At 46.1% G+C, this 24,729-nt stretch carries 22 protein-coding genes; 6 read left to right on the forward strand and 16 right to left on the reverse strand.

Annotated features, from left to right (window positions below):
* Nucleotides 1-27 precede the first annotated feature (27 nt).
* On the forward strand, nt 28-1,206 hold the full coding sequence (locus MKY28_RS16465; protein ID WP_143781026.1) for a YheC/YheD family endospore coat-associated protein: 1,179 nt from the start codon (nt 28-30) through the stop codon (nt 1,204-1,206).
* Nucleotides 1,207-1,268: 62 nt separating this feature from the next.
* On the opposite strand, the gene MKY28_RS16470 is transcribed toward MKY28_RS16465, so the two are convergent.
* The 8 genes from MKY28_RS16470 to MKY28_RS16505 form a co-directional block, all read right to left on the reverse strand.
* Complete coding sequence (locus tag MKY28_RS16470) at nt 1,269-3,191, reverse strand: alginate lyase family protein (protein WP_340936409.1); 1,923 nt, start codon at nt 3,189-3,191, stop codon at nt 1,269-1,271.
* The gene (locus MKY28_RS16475; protein WP_036669940.1) at nt 3,188-3,523 is read right to left on the reverse strand and encodes a cupin domain-containing protein; all 336 of its coding nucleotides are present in this window, start codon (nt 3,521-3,523) and stop codon (nt 3,188-3,190) included. Before MKY28_RS16475 ends, MKY28_RS16470 begins: the two co-directional genes overlap by 4 nt.
* A 67-nt stretch (nt 3,524-3,590) precedes the next feature.
* A complete protein-coding gene (locus tag MKY28_RS16480; RefSeq protein WP_340936410.1) occupies nt 3,591-4,988 on the reverse strand; it encodes an ABC transporter substrate-binding protein in 1,398 nt (465 codons plus the stop codon).
* 135 nt (nt 4,989-5,123) lie between these two features.
* Nucleotides 5,124-6,728 carry a helix-turn-helix domain-containing protein gene (locus MKY28_RS16485; protein WP_340019892.1) on the reverse strand — a complete coding sequence of 535 codons (1,605 nt, stop codon included), beginning with the start codon at nt 6,726-6,728 and terminating at the stop codon, nt 5,124-5,126.
* 11 nt (nt 6,729-6,739) lie between these two features.
* Nucleotides 6,740-8,491: a sensor histidine kinase gene (locus MKY28_RS16490; protein WP_340936411.1), complete on the reverse strand. Its 1,752-nt coding sequence runs from the start codon at nt 8,489-8,491 to the stop codon at nt 6,740-6,742.
* A gap of 104 nt (nt 8,492-8,595) precedes the next feature.
* The gene (locus MKY28_RS16495) at nt 8,596-9,465 is read right to left on the reverse strand and encodes a carbohydrate ABC transporter permease (RefSeq protein ID WP_076327005.1); all 870 of its coding nucleotides are present in this window, start codon (nt 9,463-9,465) and stop codon (nt 8,596-8,598) included.
* A gap of 202 nt (nt 9,466-9,667) precedes the next feature.
* On the reverse strand, nt 9,668-10,558 hold the full coding sequence (locus MKY28_RS16500; protein ID WP_340936412.1) for a carbohydrate ABC transporter permease: 891 nt from the start codon (nt 10,556-10,558) through the stop codon (nt 9,668-9,670).
* 205 nt (nt 10,559-10,763) lie between these two features.
* Complete coding sequence (locus tag MKY28_RS16505; protein ID WP_036610980.1) at nt 10,764-11,450, reverse strand: HAD family hydrolase; 687 nt, start codon at nt 11,448-11,450, stop codon at nt 10,764-10,766.
* Between the two features lie 294 nt (nt 11,451-11,744).
* Here MKY28_RS16505 and MKY28_RS16510 point away from each other — a divergent pair, with 294 nt between their 5' ends.
* Complete coding sequence (locus tag MKY28_RS16510; protein WP_100529464.1) at nt 11,745-13,463, forward strand: methyl-accepting chemotaxis protein; 1,719 nt, start codon at nt 11,745-11,747, stop codon at nt 13,461-13,463.
* 179 nt (nt 13,464-13,642) lie between these two features.
* Here the strand turns inward: MKY28_RS16510 and MKY28_RS16515 are convergent, their stop codons facing one another.
* Nucleotides 13,643-14,614: a Gfo/Idh/MocA family protein gene (locus tag MKY28_RS16515; RefSeq protein WP_340936414.1), complete on the reverse strand. Its 972-nt coding sequence runs from the start codon at nt 14,612-14,614 to the stop codon at nt 13,643-13,645.
* Nucleotides 14,615-15,025: 411 nt separating this feature from the next.
* On the opposite strand from MKY28_RS16515, the gene MKY28_RS16520 reads away from it, so the two are divergent.
* The 4 genes from MKY28_RS16520 to MKY28_RS16535 all read left to right on the forward strand — a co-directional run bounded on the left by MKY28_RS16520 (nt 15,026) and on the right by MKY28_RS16535 (nt 18,622).
* Nucleotides 15,026-16,657 carry a thiamine pyrophosphate-binding protein gene (locus MKY28_RS16520; RefSeq protein WP_340936415.1) on the forward strand — a complete coding sequence of 544 codons (1,632 nt, stop codon included), beginning with the start codon at nt 15,026-15,028 and terminating at the stop codon, nt 16,655-16,657.
* Nucleotides 16,658-16,669: 12 nt separating this feature from the next.
* A complete protein-coding gene (locus MKY28_RS16525) occupies nt 16,670-17,038 on the forward strand; it encodes a carboxymuconolactone decarboxylase family protein (RefSeq protein ID WP_340936416.1) in 369 nt (122 codons plus the stop codon).
* A 186-nt stretch (nt 17,039-17,224) separates the two neighbouring features.
* Nucleotides 17,225-17,575 (forward strand): hypothetical protein, encoded by a 351-nt coding sequence (locus MKY28_RS16530; protein WP_036609902.1) that lies wholly within the window; start codon nt 17,225-17,227, stop codon nt 17,573-17,575.
* Between the two features lie 54 nt (nt 17,576-17,629).
* Complete coding sequence (locus tag MKY28_RS16535; RefSeq protein WP_076252338.1) at nt 17,630-18,622, forward strand: 3-oxoacyl-[acyl-carrier-protein] synthase III C-terminal domain-containing protein; 993 nt, start codon at nt 17,630-17,632, stop codon at nt 18,620-18,622.
* Between the two features lie 263 nt (nt 18,623-18,885).
* Here the strand turns inward: MKY28_RS16535 and MKY28_RS16540 are convergent, their stop codons facing one another.
* From MKY28_RS16540 to MKY28_RS16570, 7 genes are all read right to left on the reverse strand, one after another.
* A complete protein-coding gene (locus MKY28_RS16540; RefSeq protein ID WP_076327012.1) occupies nt 18,886-19,194 on the reverse strand; it encodes a hypothetical protein in 309 nt (102 codons plus the stop codon).
* Nucleotides 19,195-19,388: 194 nt separating this feature from the next.
* A complete protein-coding gene (locus MKY28_RS16545) occupies nt 19,389-19,958 on the reverse strand; it encodes a manganese catalase family protein (RefSeq protein WP_101313332.1) in 570 nt (189 codons plus the stop codon).
* Between the two features lie 98 nt (nt 19,959-20,056).
* A complete protein-coding gene (locus tag MKY28_RS16550; protein WP_036609910.1) occupies nt 20,057-20,332 on the reverse strand; it encodes a spore coat protein CotJB in 276 nt (91 codons plus the stop codon).
* Nucleotides 20,322-20,561 (reverse strand): spore coat associated protein CotJA, encoded by a 240-nt coding sequence (locus MKY28_RS16555; RefSeq protein ID WP_338708277.1) that lies wholly within the window; start codon nt 20,559-20,561, stop codon nt 20,322-20,324. The genes MKY28_RS16550 and MKY28_RS16555 overlap by 11 nt, the downstream gene beginning before the upstream one ends.
* Before the next feature lie 277 nt (nt 20,562-20,838).
* A complete protein-coding gene (locus MKY28_RS16560; protein WP_017689527.1) occupies nt 20,839-22,191 on the reverse strand; it encodes a hemolysin family protein in 1,353 nt (450 codons plus the stop codon).
* Between the two features lie 46 nt (nt 22,192-22,237).
* Nucleotides 22,238-23,374, reverse strand: a complete 1,137-nt coding sequence (yfkAB, locus tag MKY28_RS16565; protein ID WP_155985059.1) for a radical SAM/CxCxxxxC motif protein YfkAB — start codon at nt 23,372-23,374, stop codon at nt 22,238-22,240.
* Between the two features lie 219 nt (nt 23,375-23,593).
* Nucleotides 23,594-24,715, reverse strand: coding sequence for an HD-GYP domain-containing protein (locus tag MKY28_RS16570; RefSeq protein ID WP_338708275.1), 1,122 nt, complete (start codon nt 24,713-24,715; stop codon nt 23,594-23,596).
* Nucleotides 24,716-24,729: the final 14 nt, after the last annotated feature.

The following is a 24,729-nucleotide window of genomic DNA, read 5'->3' on the forward strand; positions in this document are numbered from 1 at the left end:
AATACTGCAAAAAGAAGGTGATTGTTTGTGTCCTCACCTGTTCTGGGCATTATGACGTTGTACTTAAATGAACATCGCGCTCTTGAAGAACGAAGCGTTTATCGCAGAATGATTCTTGAAGGGCGCAAGCGGGGACTCGATATCTATGTATTCACACCAGCCGACGTACACCCCGGCGGCAAACAAATTGAAGCCATGGTTTTTCATGAAGGAAAAGGCTGGTCCAGGGAGTGGCGATCATTCCCGGACCTGATCTTTGATCGTTGCCGGATTCAGCGTAACCGAAGGTTCCAGCAATTGCTTGCTTTTCGTGAGAAATATGGGCATCTGCTCTTTCTGAACAGGCCACTGCGCAATAAATGGACCATCCACCAGACCCTTTTGCAAAAAGCCAACTTTCGTGAACACCTGCCGGAAACCGCTCTATTTCAGGATATGTCCGATGTAAACCGGATGCTTAAAGTTTCTTCTCTGGTCTATCTCAAACCCATTAATGGAACAGGCGGACGTGGTATTCTGCGCATTGAACGCAGCAGTAGCGAGGCTAATACAGTGCTTGTTCAAGGGCGGGATCAGAAGCGTCGTATCATCACTCCACGTAAAGTTCATTTATCACGACTTGGCGCGTTGCTCCAGCACTGGAACATGAAAGACAAGTATCTTGTACAAAAGGGCATTCAACTTCAGCTTCCGAATGGACGTGTGCATGATTATCGCATGCTCGTTCAGAAGAACGGAGAAGGACAATGGGAGCTTACTGGATGTGCTGGACGCATGGGTGCAGAAAAAAGCGTGACCTCCAATCTGCATGGCGGCGGTCAGGCAATAGCGATGGACCGACTCATGAAGCAATGGATCGAAGATGACGACCTCCGGGCAGAAATTAACACAACTGCAGAGAAATTCGGCATTGATGTTGCTTCGTTTCTGGAAGATACGTATGGGGACCTATGTGAGTTGGCACTGGATTTGGCGATTGACAGAAGCGGGCGTATCTACCTGCTTGAAGTTAACCCCAAACCTGCACGTGAAGTATTCGCTCGCATCGGGGAGCGGGATATCTATTATAAAGCCATCACTCAGCCGCTGGAGTATGCCTTATGGGTATATCGCAACAGACCTCCCGGAACGGCCAGAAAGCCAGCCAGTCCCAAGCCCGTTTCGCAAAAATCACCCAGAGTAAAAAGAAAAAATAAAGCCAAGTGAGTGAAGAAAAAGCAGGAGTCTATGTTCGCCAAGTGCGAGCATCTGCTCCTGCTTCACTGTTTTTATTTCTGTTCTTTCGACCATTGCAGCGTGTCGTGGTCAATCACAATATACCCTTTTTCCTCACCTTGCACATAAGATAATGCCAATCTCATCAGGTCAGGTTCCAGTTGGCATGTGGTTACACGTGTAACCTGGTCTGTATGATCCGCGGGGAGGCACAACGTCAGAATACCCACTTTACCCGAGAAATCAGTCTTGCCCTGGATGACCGATGTTTCCGACTTGGAACCATACACCTCAGATACCCAGCCGGGCTGCTCCGTCAACGCGAAGGCTCCCTTCCCGATGCCTGCCGTAACCCATTGCATCGTCAGCGTTATGGAAGATGCCTCATAGCTCATATCCGCCGTCATTTCTCCAGCTTCATTCATTCTCAACGCAATATCCGCTTGCGGATGCAGGTGAAAACGTTGCTCCAGAGTATGCTCTGCTTCTGCCTCCAGCCAATCCACAATTAATAGTATAGGGATCTCCACCCCTGCCAGCATCCACCGACGATGTGTAACTGGATCTGGCAAATGTGTATATCCATCCTGTGAAGCATCAATGAAGTGATAGCTGTCATTGCTCTCCCAACGTAGCGTTGTGGCCTGAGCCTCCGGTTCACCCCATTGCTGTGTGGAGAGATAAGGTGTCTGATCCAGACCATCCACCGTGACGGTATTGTGCGCCCGCGTACTTTTGAAATACCGACGCCATTTCCCTTCTTCATACGTATAACGTCCGGTGTCCGTGAAGAAAAGCTGGTTCTTCCACATCCACTCCACATTCAGCGCATCCGCATGTCCGTGTGCTCCGCCCATGGCAGCCGCATCAAAAAAAAGATATTGATACTTGTCCCTCATGACATAATATCCTGTCTGCGGAAAGGCTCGGCTCGACAACACCGGAGAAGAAGAAGCCTGTAGTCTGAGGCATCGCTCATATTTCTCCACACCCAGCAACCAGAGACACTCCGAGCTATCCGTTCCGCGAGCCATCAAATCATCATCGTCCAGGATCGCTCCAAGCAGGGTCAGTCGTTGTCGTCCATCGCCAACCCAATCCGAATCACCAATACCGGTAGACTGATGATCTGGTCGGATCAGCGCCTCAGTAAATGCGGCCATTTGGCGTAGACAGCGGGCATACCATGCCGAGAAAGGATGTCCTGAAATCTCACCCAATCGATAAGGGGTGCCAAACATTTCGATGCTGGCATTGTGGTAATGTGTTGTCAGTTCAACCTGTATCCCTTCTTCACCCAACTGATGCAACAAACACAGCTCAAGACGTTCCATCGCCACTTGACGCCAGTATGGACTTCGCGGGTGCTGGTGGTAGAACGTAGCGATCATGAACAACCCTTGCATATGCATAATGGCATGATTTATTTCCGTGCTGCCGAGGTAACGGGTCAAAAACTCGGCGTGCTCGTCCAGACCTTGTCGAAACTCCGCCTGAAAGCCTTCGTCTATCAGTGAACTCGCTTCCATATATTTATATGCCGATATCCAGGACTGCACACGTAGTCCCGTCTCCAGCAGGCGCCACGGACCGGGTTTTTGAAAGAACACAGCCTCGTCGTAAACCAGATTTACAGATACCGGGTTTTGCTGTCTCCAGCTACGGAAGTGGTCAATAAATGCTGTTACATATAGCGGATTGCCCTTCATCAGATACGCCTTGCCCAGATCGAGCATATGCCAGTGTCGATTGATGCCCCATGTGAACTCCAGATCATTGGTCGGGTTGTGAAGCCAGTTCACGGGTGTCCCCATCGGAATCCAGCGATTCAGATCGTTGGTATAAGGAACGATAAATTCATTCAGGATGGCACGATTGGCAATCGTGAGCGAATTTCGGGCTTCTTCCGGAAAATGTTTTTCATAATATTGGGCAGCCCGTTGCAGGTCCGTTGCCGAAAGGTAAAAATCGCTCATTGGGACGCCTCAAGAAAATCCTGACGGAACGGGGTAAACACATCCAGAATGACGGAGTCCTCCAGTGCCTTAACCCCATGCGGGACGTTAAAACCGGCATAAAAGCTGTCCCCTGCTTTTAAGATGCGAGTTTCTTCACCGACCTGAACCTCAAAGCTGCCTTTGACGATATAACTGACCTGCTCGTGCGCATCATGGGAGTGAACTTCTCCAATACCACCTTTAGCAAAGGTAACCTCCACCATCATTAATGTACCGCCCATACCCAAGATCTTGCGGGAACTCGTTTCGTTCACGATATGTGCATCGATAGACGCATGATTAATAATCATTTTGCTTTCCCCTTTCCTTGTGAATAAGCGACCGAAGTAGTTAAACCACGGCCGCTATGAACGTTTATTAGTCTTCTGTGGACAATTTACCCTGAAGTTTGCAAGAATCAAACGATGGATCAGCAGTTATGTTGGTCAGCCCTGCTGCTTTGGTTTTCTCCAGAGCTGCATTGTACCTTGTATCCAGATCCTTGATCACAGCATCGAGATCGCCACCCGTGAATACAAAGATTGAAAAAGCCTCACTCCATTTGGTGCCTTCCAGTGAACTCTCGGTTACCACACTTGGATTTGCCGGGAAAATGGCATCATAACGTTTGGGCAGGAAACCTTCAATGCCCGGAATGCTTGGTTTTTTGTCAGAGCTTAGTACAGCAGGAATCAGTGAGATTCCGTATCCTTTTTCGTAATACTCACTCTGAAGATCTGTGCTGTACACATACTCCATAAACTTCCATGCCGCTTCCTTGTTGGCAGAATCTGCATTGATGCCGATGTAGGAGCCCCCGATGACTTGTGAAGCGCCCTTGATCGTTCCATCATTAGTTGGTACAGGAGCGGCTGCCCAATTTTCTTTTGTAGGAAACTGATCTTTATATACTCCTGGTTCACCGGAGTGGTTAATGTACATTCCGATTTTGCCTTGAGCAAACTGGGCTCTGAGTGGATCGATGTCCAGACTTTCAACCCCTGGCAGCATGCTGCCATCCTGATTCATCTGACGAAGCGCCATTGCGATATCCTTGTACATCCCAAAATCAAATTGACCAGTCTTGTAGTTGTAACCATCAATACCAACATTATTGCTTGCACCTGCAATCGTATTGGCTGCTCTCCAGAAGCCGCTGCTGCTCTTGAATGGGCTGGCAAAGCCATAGATGCCTTCACTTTTACCAACTTCGGTAATTTTTTTGGCATCCGCAACCATCTCAGCCAACGTTTTTGGCGGACTCTCGATCCCTGCCTTTTTGAAAATATCTTTGTTATAAACAAGCCGCCAGACCTGCCCTGTATTGGGGAGGGAATATATTTTTCCATCAATCGTGTTTTTATTTTCAATCAAGCTGTCTTTAAATACGGCCTTCATCTCATCACTCATGTATCCATCGATCGGGGCGAGATACCCCTTCTGATAATACGTCTGAAAATCATTAACTTGCAGCACATCGGGTGCCTGCTTGCTGGCAAAAGCAATATCGACCGCCTGTGGATAGTTGTCCCCCATCACGGTCATCTCCACTTCAATGTTGTCCTTGTTCGTCCGGTTGAACTCATCGATCTTGGATTTCATAAAATCAGCATCATGGCGGTCCGGTGTCCAATATATGATTTTGGTTTTCCCTCCGGCATTCTCCCCGCTGGTCCCCGATTCGCTATTTGCCGAAGTACCACTGTCAGCAGAACAACCTGCCAAACTTAGCGCCAGCAATGCACTTAGCGTAGTCACCATCCACTTTTTAACCATTGATATGCCCCCTTATGCTTGTCTGGACAACCTGTTTGAGTTATCCGTTAACGTAATGATAATCGCTACGCTTTCATGGAGGTGAGGGACATTCTAACTTTGCATGGTGGGAAAAATGACGATCCGTATCTGTTTTCAGTTCTCATACATTTGCCGGAAGCAGGTTGGCGTCATGCCGCAATATTTCTTGAACAAACCGCTGAAATAAGGCCTGTCCTCATAACCCAGCCTCTGGCAGATCTCTTGCACCTGTACACCTGCAACCAGCAATTCTTTGGCCTTTTCCATCCTCATCTTAGTAATATATTGAATCGGCGTTATGCCCGTTTCCTTTTTGAAGGCATTGGCAAAGTAACTCGGACTTAAATGTACGGATTGGGCACAGGCATGCAACGTCAGATTTTCTGCAAGATTCAGACTGATATATTCCTGCGCCTTGCTAATCGCCTGTTTGACATCGGTGAGTCGTTTTTTGTCCATAATCTCGCAACCCATACTGCTAAAATGTTTGATATATCCCCTCCAGCCCTCAAACGTCAAGGAACGCATCGCCTCAAGCACTGTCAGGTCGGCCTCCAGACGCAAGCGTTCCTCTGCTGTAATCTCATCACAAAAGGCACGGTAGATGGCAAAAGCAAGTCCAGACAGCAAACGAATCATCGTGAGTGGCTCGGGAAAACCTTCGGAAACCTGCCATTCTTCGAGAATTTCATCAATGATGCGGTGACAGGTGCTCTCATTACCACATTTGAGGGCGTAAAAAAGCTCTTTCTCCTTCTCCAGAGGATATATCGGAGCCACACAGGCCTGATTTTCCAGTTCAGCATACTGGAGGATGCAATTGCCTTCACTGTAAAAACGATAGGATATCGCCTGATCTGCATGTGCGTAGGACGTCCAGATTTCCTGTGGTCTGCGGGCAATCGTACCCACACCAATCGAGACTGTTTTTTTGCTGAATCGCTCCACATTTTGGCGGCATTGCTCCAGTAGCTCGGAGACGTCGATCTGGCTTGGTGTGTTCAATATGGCTGCAAGCCGGTATCGGTTTTCCCGTAAAACAACGCCTTTGGTATAACGATTTATGGTTTCCTCCACAATATTTTGGACCGCAAAAGGAACGATTTCGGCATCCAGATGCATCGTGTATCCATACCGCGTATAACCATCCACCTCAATGACCATGACGAGAAGATTGGAGGAATCGAGATCAATATGCAACTCGTTCCAGCGGCTTTCATTCAGGAATCCCCCGATTTCATGACGCAACAAGCCCAGTAGATAGCTGTGACGCTCATACTGGCTGCTACTCTCCACCTTCTGCTCCAGCTGTTCCAACTGCTTGCACTGTGCCTGTTCTTCCTTAATCACCTGTCTTACCTTCAACACCGCACCGAGTATTTCTTCAGGGGTAAACGGTTTGAGCAAATAATCGGATGCACCCAGCTTGATGGCCTCCTGTGCATATTGGAAATCCGAATAACCACTGATGAAAATAAATTTGGCTCGCAGTCCGGCATCCAATGCCCGCTTCATTAGCTCCAGCCCGCTCAACTTGGGCATCCTGATATCACTAATCACGATGTCGGGTTGCTGCTCCAGCAACAAGGACCAACCGCGCTCTCCATTGCTCGCCGTGCCTACAATCCGAACCTGATGATCTTCCCACGGAATAGTTGAAGATATGCCCTTTACAACTGCCTGGATATCATCCATAACACACATCGTCAATTGGCCCATACTGCCCCTCCTCAGGTGATCGGAATCGTGATAACAACCGTTGTTCCCACATCTGTACTGCTATGAAATACAATTGAGGCCACATCCCCATAGTGCAGGCTTAATCTGCCATGGAGATTGGATAGGGCATAACCTTTGCGTCCCCCGTCAGGAACATCCTCAGCATAGATGCTGGCTACATCCATACCACATCCATTGTCAGCCACCTCCAGCCGTAGTGTGTCACCCTGACGATCAATGCGGATCAGGATAACACCCAAATCTTCTTTGTCATTGAATCCATGCAGGATGGAATTCTCGACCAAGGGCTGGAGTAATATTTTTAAAATATCAACAGCGTAACAAGACGGGTCCCCCACTTCAATCCGATAAACGAACAGATCCTCGTAACATTTTTGCTGAAGCTGCATGTATTGTTCGACATGTTTGATCTCCTGCTCCACACTGGTGATGTCTTTCCCATCATTCAGTCCCAGACGGAATAACAAGGATAAGGAGACGATCATCTCACTTACATCCTTCTTCTCTCCGCTCTCACTTTTCCAGAACATCGTATTAAGCGTATTGTAGAGGAAATGAGGATCAACCTGCGCCTGAAGCGCCTTGACTTCAAACCGCCGTTTGTCTTGCTCCGTTGTCCGTACTTCTTCAAACAGAATCTGAATCTGGTCCAACATCCGATTGAAACGATGCCCTACAGCGCTGACTTCATCGTCATACTTGCTGCGAAACCGTACATCCAGATCATTGGACTCCACCTCAACCATCAAGCGTCGCAGTTTGTTCAGTGGCTTCAACAGAGCGGAGGCCAGCAGCTTGGACAACCCGAGTGCGAGCAAAATGCAAAACAACATGATCAGGATGATCAGCCAGCGTATCTTTTGTAGGGGGGACAACAAGTCAGCCTTGGACTGTACACTTACCATGACCCAATCCTCGTTCATCGACAATGCCGAATAGTTAACAAGCATGTCCTCCCCCTGATCGTTCCTGTAGGTAAAATCCCCAGCATCGCCACGGCTAAACTGTTGGGTAAAGTCAGGCTCCATAATAAAATCGTAATTTCGGGACCTGGGCCGAATGACTTCATTTCCGTTTTTGTGCAGCAAAAACAGTTGAATCTGGTTATTCATGAGATCCTGCGTCAGAATGTCTCGCATCGCCTCTTCCTTCATATTGACGACCATATATACATTCGAATAGGTATGATTATCGATCACAATAGGTTTGAGCAACAGAGATAACACATTTCCTTGGGATTGGAACAATTCACTCTGATGTGAACCAAACCACATCGTATTCCAGCCTTGCAGCTTCACGTAGCGTCCGTATTCCTTGTTGAATGAGTTATTGTGATTCGGAAAATCTTTGGTCGAGAAAAAATCACCGATGGGTGTTGTCAGATATGCGGTATCAATCAGTGGCTCTACGAGCTTCAATTGAGCAAACGATGTTTGCAGCAGCGAGAGATTCTGATAATAATGAGATGTGTTATTTTTTCCCACGTCCTTCATGACCTGGGTGAACGTTTCATTGAGCATAAAAGAAAAAGAGGATACAACAATGTGCCTCAGATGTTCATCCATAACCTGCACTGATTTGTTCAGAATGCTTTGTTTCAGTTCAAGTGCATTCTGCTCAATGCTTCGTGCAGCAAAGAGATAAGAGCATATCCCGGTCACACTGATGCACAAGACAACGAGAAAAATGTACAGCAGCTGTATTCTTTTTTTCAGGGACATTTTATAAAAGTTGAATATCATCGGCGCTCGCTCCTTGAACACGGCTTGGCCCGTCCGCTGTGAATTAAAATGAGTATAGCACAGTGGAATAACCCGTAAAACCGTTTCCATGATTGTGCTCACGCCTATCCTTTCACAGCTCCCAAGGTCACCTGCATGAATGATTTGTTGGCAAAAATATAAACGATGAGCAGTGGCAAAATGGACAGACAGGCTCCGGCCATCATCAGTTGGACCTCAGCCGCAGCTCCGATGCCATATCGCAGATTAGCCAGCCCAACCGGCAAAGTCTGCAAGTCCGGATTGCTCATGGTGAACACAAAAGGAAGAATATATTCATTCCATGAACTCTGGAATACACCCAGACCTGCAACGGCGAGTCCGGGCCGCAGGAGTGGAAGAATAATTCGCCAGTATGTGGTGAAAAAATTACAGCCATCAATCATCGCCGCTTCATCCAGTTCGCGCGGGATGCTCTTGAAGAAACCAATCAGAATAAAGTATGTGGCAGCGTGTGCGCTGATCAATATAATAATAACGCCCCACAACGTGGTATTCAGCCCCAGCTTGACCATGAGGTCAAATTGCGGACGCAGCACAACCGCGCCTATGGAAATAAACAGAGTGGATGCCATGAGCAGGGTGTACCCCTTTTTCCCTTTGAAATTCACTCGATCCACAGCGTAGGCTGACATCGAAGCTACCAGCAGTGTGCCAACTGTTGTACTGATGCTAACAAACACGCTGTTCATCGTAAAACCCGAAAAATTGGCGGTTTTCCAAGCCTGAGCATAGTTGGAGAACTGCCAAATCTTCGGCCAGATGGTAGCTCCTCCGGTCAATTCCTGGTTTGTTTTGAAGGAACCGAGCAATACAAGTATGATGGGGAACAGCGACAGCAGAGCGATTGCGATCAAAAACAACCAAAGTACCGTTCGTTTGGTCCAGCGAATGAGTTGGGGAGACCCTGAGGGCGCAAGCACGTTTTGAGTCATCATCGTTTCCTCCTGATAATTTTATACGTGTTCAAAAAGTCTGTTTTTCAGTACCGAGAAGATGGAATGAAGCTAGAAATGGAGTAGCAGAGCGTAGGGAAAACTACGTGAGCAACGGACATTTCGGCTGAATTTCATATTCGATGCTGATGATGCTGCTAAGCATGATTCGTAATCAAAACCGGACTTTTTGAACAACCTTTTAATAGACATCGTTGAGCTTTTTGGATATCTGGAAGTAAATGAGCGTCACAGCCCCTACGATGAGAGCCGTTGTGAAACCGACTGCACTGCCATAACCGAGCTGCTGGAGTGATTGTGTGTCAGCCGACACGGGAAACAACAGTTTGAACAAATACAGATACATCACCTCTGTTTTGCCATACGGCCCCCCTTCGGTCAGCACCATAATACTCTCGTAACCTTTCAGCGCCGTGGTAATCGCCAGCATGATAATCATCTGCAGAACAGGACCAAGCAAAGGAATCGTCACATTACGCAGCTTCTGAAACTCACTGGCTCCATCCAGTGATGCCGCCTCGTAGAGCTCTTCGGGAATGCTCTGGAGACCGGCAATGAACAACAACATATAGTTCCCCACAGCACCCCAGATGGCAATGATAATGGTCGTCAGCATAGCATGCTCAGCTCCCAGCCAGCCGATCGGTTCGGAGATCACATGATACTTAAGCAGTAATTGGTTCAATATTCCGTTATAGGAGTTGAAAATAATAAAAAATACAATCGCCATGACCGAAGCGCTAAAAATAGTGGGAAGATAATAGATCGCCCTAAAGAGGGATCGCCCTCTCCATTTGCGATTCAGAATAATCGCCAAAGTTAACGACAGTGGAATCGTAACGACGAGTTTGCCCAGGGCATACACACCCGTGTTGCCTACTGAATCCCAGAATTGGCCGTCACGCAAAATTCGTCCAAAATTATCAAGTCCGATGAAGACAGGCGTCCCGATGCCTTGATAATCATAGAACATGTAACGCAGCGCCCATAACAGCGGATAGATCCCGAATACAACAGTTAAAAAAAGACTTGGAAAGATGAACATATAGGCATGTATTTTGGATGGTTTCACCAGAATCGGACCCCCTATAGCTTTTGAATGAAGTATAGAGGGAATATGGAGGAAAGCGGGATAGGGAAATCAACTTTCTACAGGGGAGAATGTGACTGCATGATCATACAAAAAAACCTGTATTCAACGAATTTCCGTTGAGTCTACAGGTTCATATCATGTGGTTCGTAATCTTAAATCTCAGGATACGTATACGGCGTAGAGGCTACTCTGCTTCATCATACAGACGCAGCAGTTCTGTAAAATCAGAGATGAGCACATCTGAGCCTGCAAGCTCCTCATCACGACCAAACCCGGCATAGGCACAGCCGATGACCGCCTGACCGTTCATTTTACCCGCTTCCACATCAGAAGAGCGATCCCCCACCATCCATGCGTCCTGAATACGATGTTTCTCAAGCAGGATCTGCACCAGATTAATCTTGGAAGGAGTCTTGTACTGGCCTGCACTGTATACCCCTTCAAAGAAAGGCATAATCTCGTGTGCAAACGCCACACCCTTCACATAGTCCTCCAGCCCGTTACTTGCGACAAAAAGACGCACTCCTTGTTGTTTTAATGCTTGCAGCGTTTCTTTCACCCCAGGATACAATTGGGAACCTCCTTGATCAAGCCCCTCAATCTCCAGTTGAAGCAACAGTTCGTCTGCACGGCGATGTGCCGCTTCCGACGCCTCAGGCATAACCACTTTCCATATATCTTCGAGCAACATGCCCAAACTTCCCAGCATCCGTTCCTCGGGTGGAGTTTCTCCTTCAAAGTGCCCTTCGGCACGCAATGTATCAAATAGTTGCTGGTAAGCTGGCAACAACAGGGTCTCTGTCTGGAACAGCGTACCATCCATGTCAAAAATCATCGCTTCCGGTTTGAGCAATACCTTCTCTTTATTCATGTCCAATGTTCCTTTCGGATTGGGATATTGTATATGTAATTGGAATCGTTCCCTTCCCATGATAAACATAACGTTTGAACGTGTAAACCAACGATTGTAAAAGATCATCAACCCCAACCTTATACAACATCAACCAAACGTTATATTGTAGTTAAACAAACTATATACAAAAGAAGTTCCTTTACGTATAATACTAAAAAATAGTTCTTTAGACACCTAATCTAAAGACCTACAATTATCACATTTCCGTTTTTTTCGACAACTACATATACCCCATAGAGAGGAATAACAAACATGAAAAAGCGAAAGACCTTTAAGATTTTTTATAAGATCGGATTAGGATATTTACTCGTACTGGCTGTACTGGCTGGTTGCATCCTGCTGATTCAGAACAGCACAAGTCAGCTCCAACGGGAACTGGATTTTCTGGTCGATCACGATATGAGGGTACACGCCCTCACCTATGAACTCGAAAGAAACATGGTAGATATGGAAACAGGTCAACGCGGTTACATCATCACGGGTCAGGACAACTATCTCGATCCCTACACCCAAGGAAAAGAGCAACTTATTACACTCAGAGATGAACTTGCTGCTTTAATTTCGGATAATCCGGCTCAACTTGCACTTTTGGAAGACATACATACTAATATGGAGAACTGGGTCCAGGTCGCTGGTGAACCTATGGTCGCCCTTCGCCAAGCAAATAATACGCAAGCCATTCGAGATTTTTTCGCAGATGATCCAGGTAAAAGAGACATGGACCAGATTCGGACTGCTCTCGATACGTTTCGAACCAACGAGCATACGTTAACCGATAACCGTACAGAAGCACTGAAGCAAAAAAACACACTACTGAACTTGGAACTGTATGGGGCACTTATCGTTGTGGCCATTATCTCGTTCATCACTGCTTTGGTCCTGTCACGTGCCATTGTTAGAAACATTCGTACCGTAAAGCAGGCATTAAATGACATCGGTTCTTCCAATGGTGACCTGACACTGAGAATCGCTACGCCAATGAAAGATGAAACTCGTGAACTCGCGGAGGCAGCCAATACAATGCTCACTGGTTTGCAGCAAATGATGCTGGACGTTCAGAGCAATGCCATGATTCTGAGCACAGCTTCGGATCGATTGGATAAAGGGGTTGCTGATAGCCATCTTGCAGGAAAAGAAGTTGCCACTGCCATGGAACGTGTCGCTGAAGGCGCTGATGAACAGGTTGCTCTTACGCAAACCATGGTAGCTGCGATGCAGCAATCCCTCAACGGGCTTAATCGTGTCGCCTCCTCGGCAAGTGATGTGGCAGGCCGTGCAGTTCGTACCGAATCCATTGCTGTGGATGGGCAACAGCGCATTGATAATGCTGTAGGTAAAATGAGTTCCATTGAGCAATCCTTCCTCTCTGTACAGGAAGCCATTAATGAAATTTCGAAGATGTCTGATCAAGTGATCAACATTGCAGATTCAATGTCAGGTATTGCGAGACAAACCAATCTGCTTGCACTTAACGCCGGAATCGAAGCTGCCCGCGCTGGGGAAAATGGACGCGGATTCGCTGTCGTTGCTGCGGAAATCCGCAATCTTGCAGACCAAAGTGCAACATCAGCCAAAGAGATTACAAGTATATTGGAAACCGTGGTAGCAGGTGTTCAAAGTACGGTGCAGGTGGTTGATGAGAGCACTCTACATGTGAATGAAGGATTGCGGACCATTGAGGATGCAGGTAATGCTTTTTCAACCATTACTCAGCATATTCATAACCTCAGTGGTGAAGTTCTGGAGGTATCTGCTGTTGTCGAGGAGTTAACTTCCGGTAGTGAGGCTGTGATGAAGTCCATTAATGAAGTATCGGCTGTTGTGGAAGATACTGCATCAGCCACGGAAGAAGTATCTGCGATGACGGAGGAACAACTTGCTTCTCTGCAGGAAATGTCTGACACGTCCAAGCAGTTGAATGAAATGTCCGATGCACTTGATCAGCTGGTTAAGCAATTCAAGCTGGCTTGAACTGAATCAACATACTGATCGAGTATCTAAATAGCTGTATCATGAACATATATCAAAGGAAAGAAGCATCGCAGACAGACTCACCCGAGCCTCTGCGATGCTTCTTTGTGTTAAGGAGAACTGAATCAGGAAAAGGTGCACCGGGCACCTCATATGAAAAAACCTAAGTACTCCTTTTCTTATCTCGATTGTTCCGTGTTCCGTAGCGCTTCAAGTATCAATTGTGCCTGATACCCATCGTTAAAATCATATATCTTAGCTGGTTTGCCTTGTATACGGGCAATGACATGTTTAAGAACCGGCAATTCACTGGCGGATTCAAGCACTTCCACTGGAGAAAGTGGCTGTCCCACCAGGCCCGTCTTCAATTCTTCCCAATTTTCCAAGGCAATCGTGCCCTTCGCACCGTACACCACCATGGATACACGTTCTTCCCCGGCAAATTGAGAGATGCCGTTCAGCTGAATTCGGGTTCCGTCTTCCAGTTCCATTGCAGCCTGTACTTCTAGTTCACAGTCACCATTCTCAGGATATTGAACCTGAGTGCTAACAACCCGGATGGCACCAAACACCTTTTGAATCATATGAATCCAGTGAATCCCTACTTCAAGAATAAATCCACCCTGTTCCCGGCTCGTAATCCATGCATTCTGTTGCCATGATCGTGGCCACTGCAGGAATTGCAAAATGAGATCTATTTTGCGAATTGTCCCCACTGTACCCTGCTCAATCATCTCTTGCAACTTCAGCACGGAAGGTTCATGCGGCATCGAGAAGTGGATGGCATGAACAACGCCCGCCTGCTCTGCTGCCTCCAGCATCTTTTTGGCTTCTTCTACACTATTGGCAAGCGGTTTCTCACAGAACACATGAATTTTGCGCTCCAGTGCTTCCATGACAATCGGATAATGAAATTTCGGCGGAACTGCAATATACAGCAGATCAATCTGATGTTCATTCATCAATTGCTTGTAGTCCGTATACGTCCTAACTCCCCGATGAGAAGCTGCAAAAGACGCCAAACCTTCCTCATTCGCATCACACACCGCTACAATCTCAATCTCCGTGTCCATCTTTGTATTCTCGATTAGATGAACCATATGTAATCCCATTTTACCCAGCCCAATCAGAGCCATCTTGATGACTGTCATTCCATCCCCTCCCAATTCCTTTCCAGTATAGCAGAAAGCAAAGAATTGCGAATGCGATGCATTGATACGAAAAAAGATAAATCTCTAGCTTTCAAGTCGCTATTAGAGTCTGAAATTCATCATTTACAGTCATTATTTTACATTATTTGTAACTTTGTTGCGATTGGGTAATTCGTTGCAGGGATATATAACCAATTATTTTTACTTTATCCAGCAATACTTAAAGCGTTACCAACTTAAGAATCAGGAATTTAGACTCACAAAAACAGGTTGACAAAAAACCACAAAAAAAGATACTCTTCCTAATAACAATGAATATTTCCTCTTACAACCTTAGACTGTAACTTGCATTCAATAAATGGAATATGCGTATGGTTCTAATAACCTATTTCATGAAGCGAGGTGTCCCGCATGAGAACAGTTGCGGACTATTTGGCAGAAACTCTGCGTAATCTAGGCGTTACTCATGTCTTTGGTATTATTGGTAAATCCATCTGTCCTGCTGTACTGAAAATGGTGGATTACGGATTAGAGTTTATTCCAGGCCGTCATGAATCCAGCTCAGGTTTTGCCGCATCCGGTTATGCATTACAGACAGGTAAACTCGGCGTTGCCTTTGCCACATCCGGTCCAGGCGGAACCAATCTGCTTACTGCAGCAGCCCATGCAAAGGCTAACAATCTGCCTGTACTATTTATTACGGGTCATCAATCCATTCAGGAACTGGGGCTCCCCCAGTGTCAGGATTCTTCTTCTTATCTGGCTGATCTGGCCGAAATGTTCAGGCCTGCTACGCTATTCAGCAAACTGGTTGAGCGTGGAGACCACTTCGGCACACTGCTGAATCATGCCCTTTCCATTGCACTCGGCCCTAATAAAGGCCCTGTTCACCTCTGTATTCCTTTTGACGTACAGACCGAATTGTTATCCCAATGCCGGATTGTCATTCCCGAACCGGAACCTCTGCTTAGCGTATCTAATCTGAATCGCATTTTTCCTCTCATTCAACAATCCAATCGCCCTTTAATTATTGCTGGTAAAGGTGTAAGTCGCGCCAGAGCCCATGATGAATTGCTTCAATTGGCCGAATCGTTCAACATTCCCGTCATTACTACTCCTGGTGGAAAAGGAGCGATTGCGTGGGACCATCCCCTGTACCATGGACCTTGTGGTGTTGGAGGTTTCCCACATGCAGACGACATGTTGAACCAAAGTGACCTTTATATCGTACTCGGTTCACGTCTAAGTGACATGACCCTCTGCAATCTGAAGCCTGAACATCACACGGCACACCTCATTCAATTTGACGCTGATCCTACATTTGTAGGCAAGATTCTGAGCGCTCAAACCTTACACATCACCGGTGATTTGAAGGACAACCTGCAATATTGGCTGGGCACATTAGAAGACCTCCCTACTCCTGTGAGAACCACGGCACCGATGGATTACACTGTCCCTTTACCAGATCTCCCCCAACTGTCTCTGGCTTCTGTACTAGACGGAATGAGCGATCTGCTTCCGTACGATCATAAGTTGTTTGTTGATGATGGCAGCCATGGATTTCATGCGGTTCAGCGATATAAAGTCAAGAAACCAGGAAGCTTTGTGTTTGACGCTTACTTTGCCTGCATGGGGAACGCCATTGGTATGGCGATAGGTGCAAAGGCCGCTTCTCCTGAAGAGACCGTTGTATGTATCACCGGGGATGGATGTTTCATGATGCTGGGGACGGAGATCAATACCGCAGTATGCAACAATCTGAACGTCATCTTCATTGTCGTTAACAACAAACAACTGGACATGGCACTCAAAGGAATGGAAAAAACAACAGGCAGAATTGATGGCACGTTATATGAAGTTCCTATGGATGCTGCCAAATTTGCCGAATCTCTCGGTGCGGTTGCGTTTCGAGCAGAAACTCTTGCTGAATTCTCATCTGCGCTGAACACAGCCCAGACGTTGAATCAGGTAACTGTTATAGAGCTTCTGACCGATCGAGATGAAATTCCACCCACAGCTCACCGCACTGTAAATTTGAATTAGGAGGAGCATATCATGAGTGAAAATGTAGCTCAGGGACTAGACCGTTTCGCGAAACTATCTGGTGAGTACGGCGCAAGAGCTCTAGCACCCATCAAAGAACATTTTCCCGAATTATCGGAATTTATTATGGGGACGGCGTACGGGGATATTTTTCAGCGCACCACGATTACGGATCAATGGAAGGAAGTTGCTATCATCTCTTCGTTGATCACCCAAGGACAGTATGAACAATTGGGCGTACATTACACGATGGCTCTAAGCGTGGGAGTGACGGTGGACCAGCTCAAGGGAATATTGCTACATCTGGCGCCATGTGTGGGTGCTCCACGCATTATAAGTGCATTTAATATTTTGCTTGCCACCTTGGACGAAATACAGTAATTCACTTTTCTACATTTTTATACATGATTCGACTTTTTTATTGATCTTTTTACATTCCTACCTTTATAATATGGTTAAATTATCCTTCGAACCAGCTCGCATCTTAGAAGCTTTCGGCAGAGGCCCAATGGGCTGTGTATCCACTAACAGGATAGCCTTAACTCATTTAAAGGAGAGAGATCAAACATGGGAAATTTCATTCTGAAGACTGACGTTCCAAACAAGGTGTTAAACATTGAACTGGAGGGTTCTTTCTCTCAAGAAGACGGTTTGCGTTCCATCTCGGCCTATCAGGATACGATCGCTTCTATTAACACCAAGGAGTATGACCTGAACATCGATTGCAAAAAGTTGAATGTTACTGCTCCGGAGATTGTTCCTCTTCTGGAAGGCTGCCTTCAATTGTTCAAAAAAGATGAATATAAAAAAGTCGTGTTGACCCTCGAGAACAACGCGATTCTAAAAATGCAATTGTCCCGGCTCGGCCGGTCAGTCGGTCTGGACAATCTCGAAATCATATCTACCGTTACCACTTAATAAACCAGGCGGACAAGCTGTGAATTCACCCTTCCGCTCAAGAGGAGAATGAAGATGGCCGGAATTCGTATTGTAGATATCGATATCTATCATCCAGCAACCAAGGTGCACAATGATTTTTATATTGAACATTTTGATGCAAGAGGTGTAGATATTCGTGGATTGTTACAGGCACTTGGTCGTGATACACGTTATAAAATTGACAACGATGACGAAAATTCACTAAGCATGGCCTATGAGGCAGCCAGTAACCTACTGGAGAAAACCGGACTCACCGGTGCAGATATTGATCTGATTGCTTATGCAAGCCAAACGCCAGAATACATCTTTCCTACGAATTCCCTGATGATCCATCGCCTGATTAACGGAGCTTCTCACACGATCTGTATTGACAGTAACGCGAACTGTGCAGGCATGACCGCTGCTTTCGAACAGGTTAGCCGGCAGATGCTGGGCAATCCTCGAATTCGCCGGGCATTAATCATCGGCTCGGATTACGTAGCTCCTCACGCCAGTCCCGATGATCCTGTGTACTTCGCCAATTTCGGTGATGCAGCAGCGGCGGTTATTGTAGAGCGGGATGAACATGCTGTCGGTTTCATAGATTCAATCTATCAGACGGATACCTGTGTGTATGGTAATTCTCTTTTTCCTGCACAAGGCTTGGCAAAGCTGGGCAAAACGGGTGTAGATGCGGGTGCTTTTCATGTGAAATTCATCCCATTTGATGATTCCATCTGTGTGGATGCTGCTTCAGAGTCCATTCGTACCTTGCTGATACGTAACGAGATTGGACCAGACGAGATCAGAGCCGCCTGCTTCTCCCAGCTATCCATTAGTAACATTCGGGCTGTATCCGCGAACGTCGGCATTGGTGATGATATTGCCGTCTATATCGGAGATGAGTTCGGATACACCTCAACCAGCAGTCCATTTATCGCATTACATCGAGCGGTTACAACCGGTCAGATTCAGCGTGGTGACAAAGTTCTGTTCTGGACCGTTGGAGCCGGGTGGCAAAATGTTGCCATGGTAGTTGAATATTAGGTATACACTTCAAAATCCAATAAAACCATCCCAGTAGTATACCGGGGATGGTTTTATTTTTTCCTTTTTCTCCCCTATCATTGGAGATTAAACATCTATAATTGTGAAAAGCACCACTTACATATTATTACACAATAAATATGATTTAAAAATGAAAAGTAGCAGTCCAAATTATTTTATCTTGGAACTGCTACTTTCAATTTTATTATAAATGCGTTGTTATAAGAATTTAAATACTAGAAGGTTTAATCTACCATTTCTGATTATCTGTAAACGGTCCCTTCGTATCTTGCAGCAACAATTCCATCCACAGTATGATAACTAACCAACACCAAGGTTCCTACATAGCCATCTGGCGTAATATAGTCCGTAAGATATTTCGGTACTCCAAAACCTACAGGGTAATAATGCACTACAGAAAAAAATTTACTTTCAAGCATAGGAGATACTACGTCTGATACATTTGTACTGGTATTCGGTTGAACTTTTGCCGCAGACACGCCTCCACTTGAAATGGAAGTGGTCAGAATAAAGGAACATGCAGTCAACATAAGAACTTTACTAAGTCTCAAAATGATCATCTCCTAAATAGAGTTTTTAACTACAATTTCATTGTATAGTATGCGAGTACATTTAACAACAATATTTGTAAATTATATAATTATATGTAATTTTATTTTAAAATGAATTATTTAGTAATACTATCTTTTCATACAAAAAAAGCAGCCCTACTGGACTGCTGAACTTCTGCCTCGATATCAAATATTCAGAAAATTTTCTTCGTATCCCGATCGTCTTTCAGAATCTCCACGGCTTCGCGGAATCTTAGAGAATGCACAATCTCCCGTTCCCGCAGAAACTTCAGACTATCCTGCAGATCCACGTCATCGGTCAGGTCGATCAACCATTGATATGTAGCCCGGGCTTTCTCTTCTGCTGCAATGTCCTCGTACAGATCCGCAATTGGATCACCCTTCGCAGCAATGTAGGCAGCTGTAAAGGGTACACCGGAGGAATTGGTATAAAACAAGGCAGAATCGCGTTGAGCATAGTTCGGCCCAAGTCCCGCTTCTTCCAATTGATCCACCGACGCGTCCTTGGTCAACTTGTAGATCATGGTGGCAATCATCTCCAGATGAGAAAATTCCTCTGTAGCAATATCCGTCAGCAGACCGATAATCTTGTCTGGAATCGTATAACGCTGATTCAGATATCGAAGGGCAGCGGCCAACTCTCCATCGGCACCGCCATATTGTTCCATCAGCAATTTCGCCATACGAGGATCACATTTACTAACCCTTACGGGATATTGCAGTTTTTTCTCATACACCCACATGTAAGACGCCTCCCTCTACGTTATTAAAATACAGCCCTTCTTCTAACCCTCGGGCTTCCTGTCCCTAAAGTCCTGCAAGGAAGCCTGAGGCTGATGTGTCACACTTGCCATGGCCAGGGTGTCTGAGACCATTCCCAAGGATACTTGGAGAAAGCATGCCCAAAGTTCATCAACGGTCCGTACAACTGCTGAAATTCATGGGCTACCCTCATTCGCTCCTGGCTGAACTTGTTGTACTGCTCAATGCTTTGGAAGTCTCCCGGATGGGTGTCCAGGTACAGATTCAGTTCCACCAACACGAAATCCAGCGCCTGAAGTTCTTCAAGCAATTCGTAGTATTTAGCGTCACAGGGTTTCGGCACTTCAGGTTCCATCCACTTGCACCTTCCTTCCCTTCGATCTAGCTGGTGTATAAGGGCTGTATAATGCAGGCCATAAGGTTCCCAATCTCAACGCTTCCGCCGGGCTGTACTGCGGCCAGCCCATGGGCTGAAATGGAATAAATAACTGCGGAGGTACCAGATACGTCCGAATCGCTACCGGCGGACAAGGATCAAACGGCCCCACAAAAGGGGCGTAAGCACGAAGCTGCGGATCTTTCACAAAACAACGCCTCCTTATTACATCGTTGGTGCATATTGAATAACACTGAGTTCTTTCCCGCTTCCCGTCTCTATATCCATATGACGCTGTCCCCGAAGTTAATCCGAAATTCGTTTCAACTATGTGCAGAATTTCTCCAAATTTTCTCTAAAATAAAAAAAGACCTTCGGTTCGTTCCCCTTTCAGGTAACGTCCAAAGGTCTTACATCCTGGCAGATCTTCGTAATCTGCATCATTTCATACTTTTACTCGTCTTATCTTACTCCTGCAACGAGTTCTATTCTGCTGGTTTTTCTTCCGAATTCATGTCTTGAGGGACAGATTGCTTGTACACTCGAACACGGGTAATTCGCAAACGAGTCGATTCTTCCACTTCAAAAACGTACCCATTCAGCTCCTGCGTTTTCCCCTTAGTTGGATTGCCCCCAAGCTCTTTAAACAACCATCCGCCGATTGTATCCACTTCTTCATCCTCAATGATGGCTCCAGTCCACTTATGAACTTCTTCAATAAGCGAACGACCATCAACGGAAAATGAATCTCCACTCCGTTCCATATGCGGACGCTCATCCTCAAACTCGTCATACAAGTCTCCAACGATCTCTTCCAGAATTTCTTCCGCGGTCAGCAATCCAGCTGTGCCGCCATATTCATCCACAACCAGCGTCATCTGTGAATGTTTCTTCTGCATGAGACGCAGCACATGGCTGATTTCCATCGATTCAGGAACGTTTAAGATTGGACGGACAAGTGAAGCCAGATCATGTTGTTGCTCCGGTTTAGCCAGCAACAGATCGGTGATGTGTATAAATCCAATGATCTCATCCTTGTCTTCTACTGCTACGGGATAACGGGAATGTTTGGTTGCATTAATGATCTCCAGGTTCTCTTCCAAAGACATATGTGTGTACAGACAATCCATGTCTGTGCGTGGCAGCATCACTTCACGTGCCAACATATCGGAGAAATCAAAGATGTTGTCCATCAGTTTGATCTCATCTTTATCGATGACACCACTTTTGGCACTCTGCTTCATCAAAATACGAAGTTCATCTTCCGAGTGAGCTTCGCCTTCACTGGCAGGTTCGATACCCGCCAGACGCAGCAATGCATTGGCCGATACATTCAGTACCCAGATGAACGGGAAGAAGATTTTGTAGAACAACAGCAAGGGCGCAGATAAAAACAATGCCACTCCGTCTGTTTTTTGAATTGCCAACGATTTAGGTGCAAGCTCACCCAGCACAATATGCAGAAACGTAATGATACAAAAACCGATAATGACCGACACGGTCGAAATAAGCCCTGTATCTCCTACACCAAGTTTAAACATGAGTGGCTCAACGAGCAATTCGGAGATGGCCGGTTCTCCCAGCCACCCGAGTCCAAGCGATGTCAGCGTAATCCCGAACTGAGTTGCCGATAGATAGGAATCCAGTTTACTATTCACCTTCAGTGCATAACCCGCCATACGATTTCCTTCACTCTGCAATTGAGTTAAGCGTGTCTGCCTTACTTTCACAAGCGAAAATTCCGCTGCGACAAATACGCCATTCAAAAATACGAGCAAAAAGACACAGACCAGATTAAATACCAGCTGCCCAAGATGAAATTCGGTATGAATATCCAAGTTGAAACTCCCCTTTTCTATCTATTTCAGGAATACACCTGGAATATCAACGTGTGATTGCCTTTCTCGATTTGAAATCCACACCCTTGTAATACATATCTGCCACCAGCAGGTTTGGTCCGCAACAGGATGCGATATCGCAATGGCAATTGACCGTTTGATTCAACGGATGTTCAGCTGACCATTCATGGAACACATCATCCAGTTTACGATCACGAATGTTGCCAAACGCCGGGATGTCCGCAAAATCCGTCACATATACATTGCCCGTAAACATGTTCACGTTAACGCGGTTGCGTCCATCCGGATCATTACGCACCGTCACATTTGGTTCGCTGTATAGTCGATTGATCAGTTCTCGATCCTGCTCTGCAGCACTGCACGCGAAGAATGGAAGAGTACCAAAGAGCATCCACATATCTTTGTCACGTGCATCAAGCAAACGATGTATCGCTGCTCTCATATGGTCCAGTGATAACACGGGCAACGACGAAGCAAAGTTCGAATTATACATTGGATGCACTTCGTGACGAACACAGCCCATCTCACGAATCAATTGATGAATACCATCCAGCTTGTCGTGTGTACGGAAGTTAATCATGGACTCGGCAGAGATAAACATGCCTGCTTCACTTAATTTGCGGGAATTTTCAATCATTTTCTCATACATCTTCACCGCGACTTCACGTTTCACAGGTCTGCCACTATTCGCAAATCCGACTTGATGGAAATCGTCAGCATTCAGGTAGTTGAATGAGATATGCATAACGTCCAGATACGGCAAAAGTTGCTCATATCGGCTGATATCCAGCGTTAAGTTGGAATTGATCTGAGAACGGATTCCACGTTCCTTGGCATATTTGAGCAGTGGGATAATCATCTCATCCACTGTTTTCTGGCTAAAGCTTGGCTCGCCACCCGTCAGACTAATCGTCTGCAGATGCTCCACTTCATCCAATCGTTTCAGCATCAGCGGTAATGGAAGAGCCGGCGCTTCACGCATCGTAAGCATATCTCCTACGGCACAGTGCTCACACCGCATGTTGCACAGATGTGTCACAGTCATTTCTACACTGGTCAACACATGGCGTCCATATGTACGCAGAGAGCCAATCGGATCCCACGGATCATTCGTCGGAGATAAAGGCATCGGTTGTACCGATCCTGAGTTTAGCATGGTCATTGTTCTTCACCTTATTCCTTTTATTAACCTAAAAAGTTTTATTTACATCATACTTGTGTTTCTCTTTTTGGAGTTATCTTTTATCATAGCACAATTTTGAATGCTCCGGCATACGTAGACCCTGTCCATTACATGACAAAAAACACTCAGGTAACTCCGGGCCGAATCACGAAACGGCCCCGATATTACGACATGAGCGCTAATCATTTCTAAGCTTGTTCAGCTTTCCAACCGTTCCCTTTGGGCAGATGAAGGTGTATCCTCCAGACCCTCTACACCTGTGATCATAACAGACAGTGCTGTAGACAGGTTAATTTCGTAGGGCGAAGATAAGGTCTGGCCGTCGGCATCCTTGAGCACCCGGATAAGTGGACGTTGAGGAACACGTGGATGAATCGCTGCGACCACCCCAACCTCTCCCGTACTGAGCGTGACCGATAGACCCACGGGGTAGATCGCTACACAATCCCTGAATCTCTCCAGCATTCGTTGTTCATAAAGTGTTCCTGAGCCCGTATACAGCACCTCTACGGCCTGATGTGGCAGCAAGGCTTGCTTGTAGACTCGATTCGTTGTCATGGCATCATACGAATCAGCAAGCGCAATCCACTTGGCATACTCATGAATCTCTTTATCCTTCAGCCCAAAGGGATATCCGCTGCCATCAATTCGCTCATGGTGCTGCAATGCACAATGTGCAGATAGAAGCGGTATACCTGGTTCGTCTTTGAGAATACGATGTCCATATGTAGTGTGCTGCTGAATGATTTTAAATTCCTCGTCACTTAATCTGGAAGGCTTATGCAGAATTTCTGGTGCAATCTGTGTCTTGCCAATATCATGCAATAAGGCACCCAGACCAATCTCCATTAATTGCTGGCGTGTGTAACCCGAAGCGACACCAAGAACCAGTGTATACACACATACATTCAGCGAATGATTATACAGGTCAAAATCACTGGAGTTCATGTCCATCAGCATAATCATGGCTTCCTTCTGACTGCCGATGTCTTCCAGAATCGCATTCATCACACCACTAAGCGCTTTACCGAAATGAGGAATCCGATTCTTCGTTTTCATTCCCGACATGCTCTGAAATTGCTGCTTGATCTCTACCAGTGCCTTCCTTCGGGTCTCTTCCTGCAACATTTCAGGAACAATGATGTCCTCTGTCGCAGCATCTTTAATATACACATAACCGACTCCGAGATCCTTAAGGCGTCCAATCAATCGACTGGTTAGCTCTACATCCTCACTAAGTAATACAAGGCCTTCTTCACTATAAATACGTTTCCCCAGCTTCATGCCAGGCTGCAATAAGTTTATATGTACTAAACGCACAGCCTATCCTCTCC

It is taken from the genome of Paenibacillus sp. FSL R5-0473, assembly GCF_038004565.1.
GTDB lineage: Bacteria > Bacillota > Bacilli > Paenibacillales > Paenibacillaceae > Paenibacillus > Paenibacillus amylolyticus.

Excerpts from the sequence above, each read along its gene's own strand:
- MKY28_RS16470 (WP_340936409.1), bottom strand. The coding sequence starts at position 3,191 with ATGAGCGATTTTTACCTTTCGGCAACGGACCTGCAACGGGCTGCCCAA.
- MKY28_RS16475 (WP_036669940.1), bottom strand. The coding sequence starts at position 3,523 with ATGATTATTAATCATGCGTCTATCGATGCACATATCGTGAACGAAACG.
- MKY28_RS16480 (WP_340936410.1), bottom strand. The coding sequence starts at position 4,988 with ATGGTTAAAAAGTGGATGGTGACTACGCTAAGTGCATTGCTGGCGCTA.
- MKY28_RS16485 (WP_340019892.1), bottom strand. The coding sequence starts at position 6,728 with ATGGGCCAATTGACGATGTGTGTTATGGATGATATCCAGGCAGTTGTA.
- MKY28_RS16490 (WP_340936411.1), bottom strand. The coding sequence starts at position 8,491 with ATGATATTCAACTTTTATAAAATGTCCCTGAAAAAAAGAATACAGCTG.
- MKY28_RS16495 (WP_076327005.1), bottom strand. The coding sequence starts at position 9,465 with ATGACTCAAAACGTGCTTGCGCCCTCAGGGTCTCCCCAACTCATTCGC.
- MKY28_RS16505 (WP_036610980.1), bottom strand. The coding sequence starts at position 11,450 with ATGAATAAAGAGAAGGTATTGCTCAAACCGGAAGCGATGATTTTTGAC.
- MKY28_RS16510 (WP_100529464.1), top strand. The coding sequence starts at position 11,745 with ATGAAAAAGCGAAAGACCTTTAAGATTTTTTATAAGATCGGATTAGGA.
- MKY28_RS16515 (WP_340936414.1), bottom strand. The coding sequence starts at position 14,614 with ATGACAGTCATCAAGATGGCTCTGATTGGGCTGGGTAAAATGGGATTA.
- MKY28_RS16520 (WP_340936415.1), top strand. The coding sequence starts at position 15,026 with ATGAGAACAGTTGCGGACTATTTGGCAGAAACTCTGCGTAATCTAGGC.
- MKY28_RS16525 (WP_340936416.1), top strand. The coding sequence starts at position 16,670 with ATGAGTGAAAATGTAGCTCAGGGACTAGACCGTTTCGCGAAACTATCT.
- MKY28_RS16530 (WP_036609902.1), top strand. The coding sequence starts at position 17,225 with ATGGGAAATTTCATTCTGAAGACTGACGTTCCAAACAAGGTGTTAAAC.
- MKY28_RS16535 (WP_076252338.1), top strand. The coding sequence starts at position 17,630 with ATGGCCGGAATTCGTATTGTAGATATCGATATCTATCATCCAGCAACC.
- MKY28_RS16545 (WP_101313332.1), bottom strand. The coding sequence starts at position 19,958 with ATGTGGGTGTATGAGAAAAAACTGCAATATCCCGTAAGGGTTAGTAAA.
- MKY28_RS16550 (WP_036609910.1), bottom strand. The coding sequence starts at position 20,332 with ATGGAACCTGAAGTGCCGAAACCCTGTGACGCTAAATACTACGAATTG.
- yfkAB (WP_155985059.1), bottom strand. The coding sequence starts at position 23,374 with ATGACCATGCTAAACTCAGGATCGGTACAACCGATGCCTTTATCTCCG.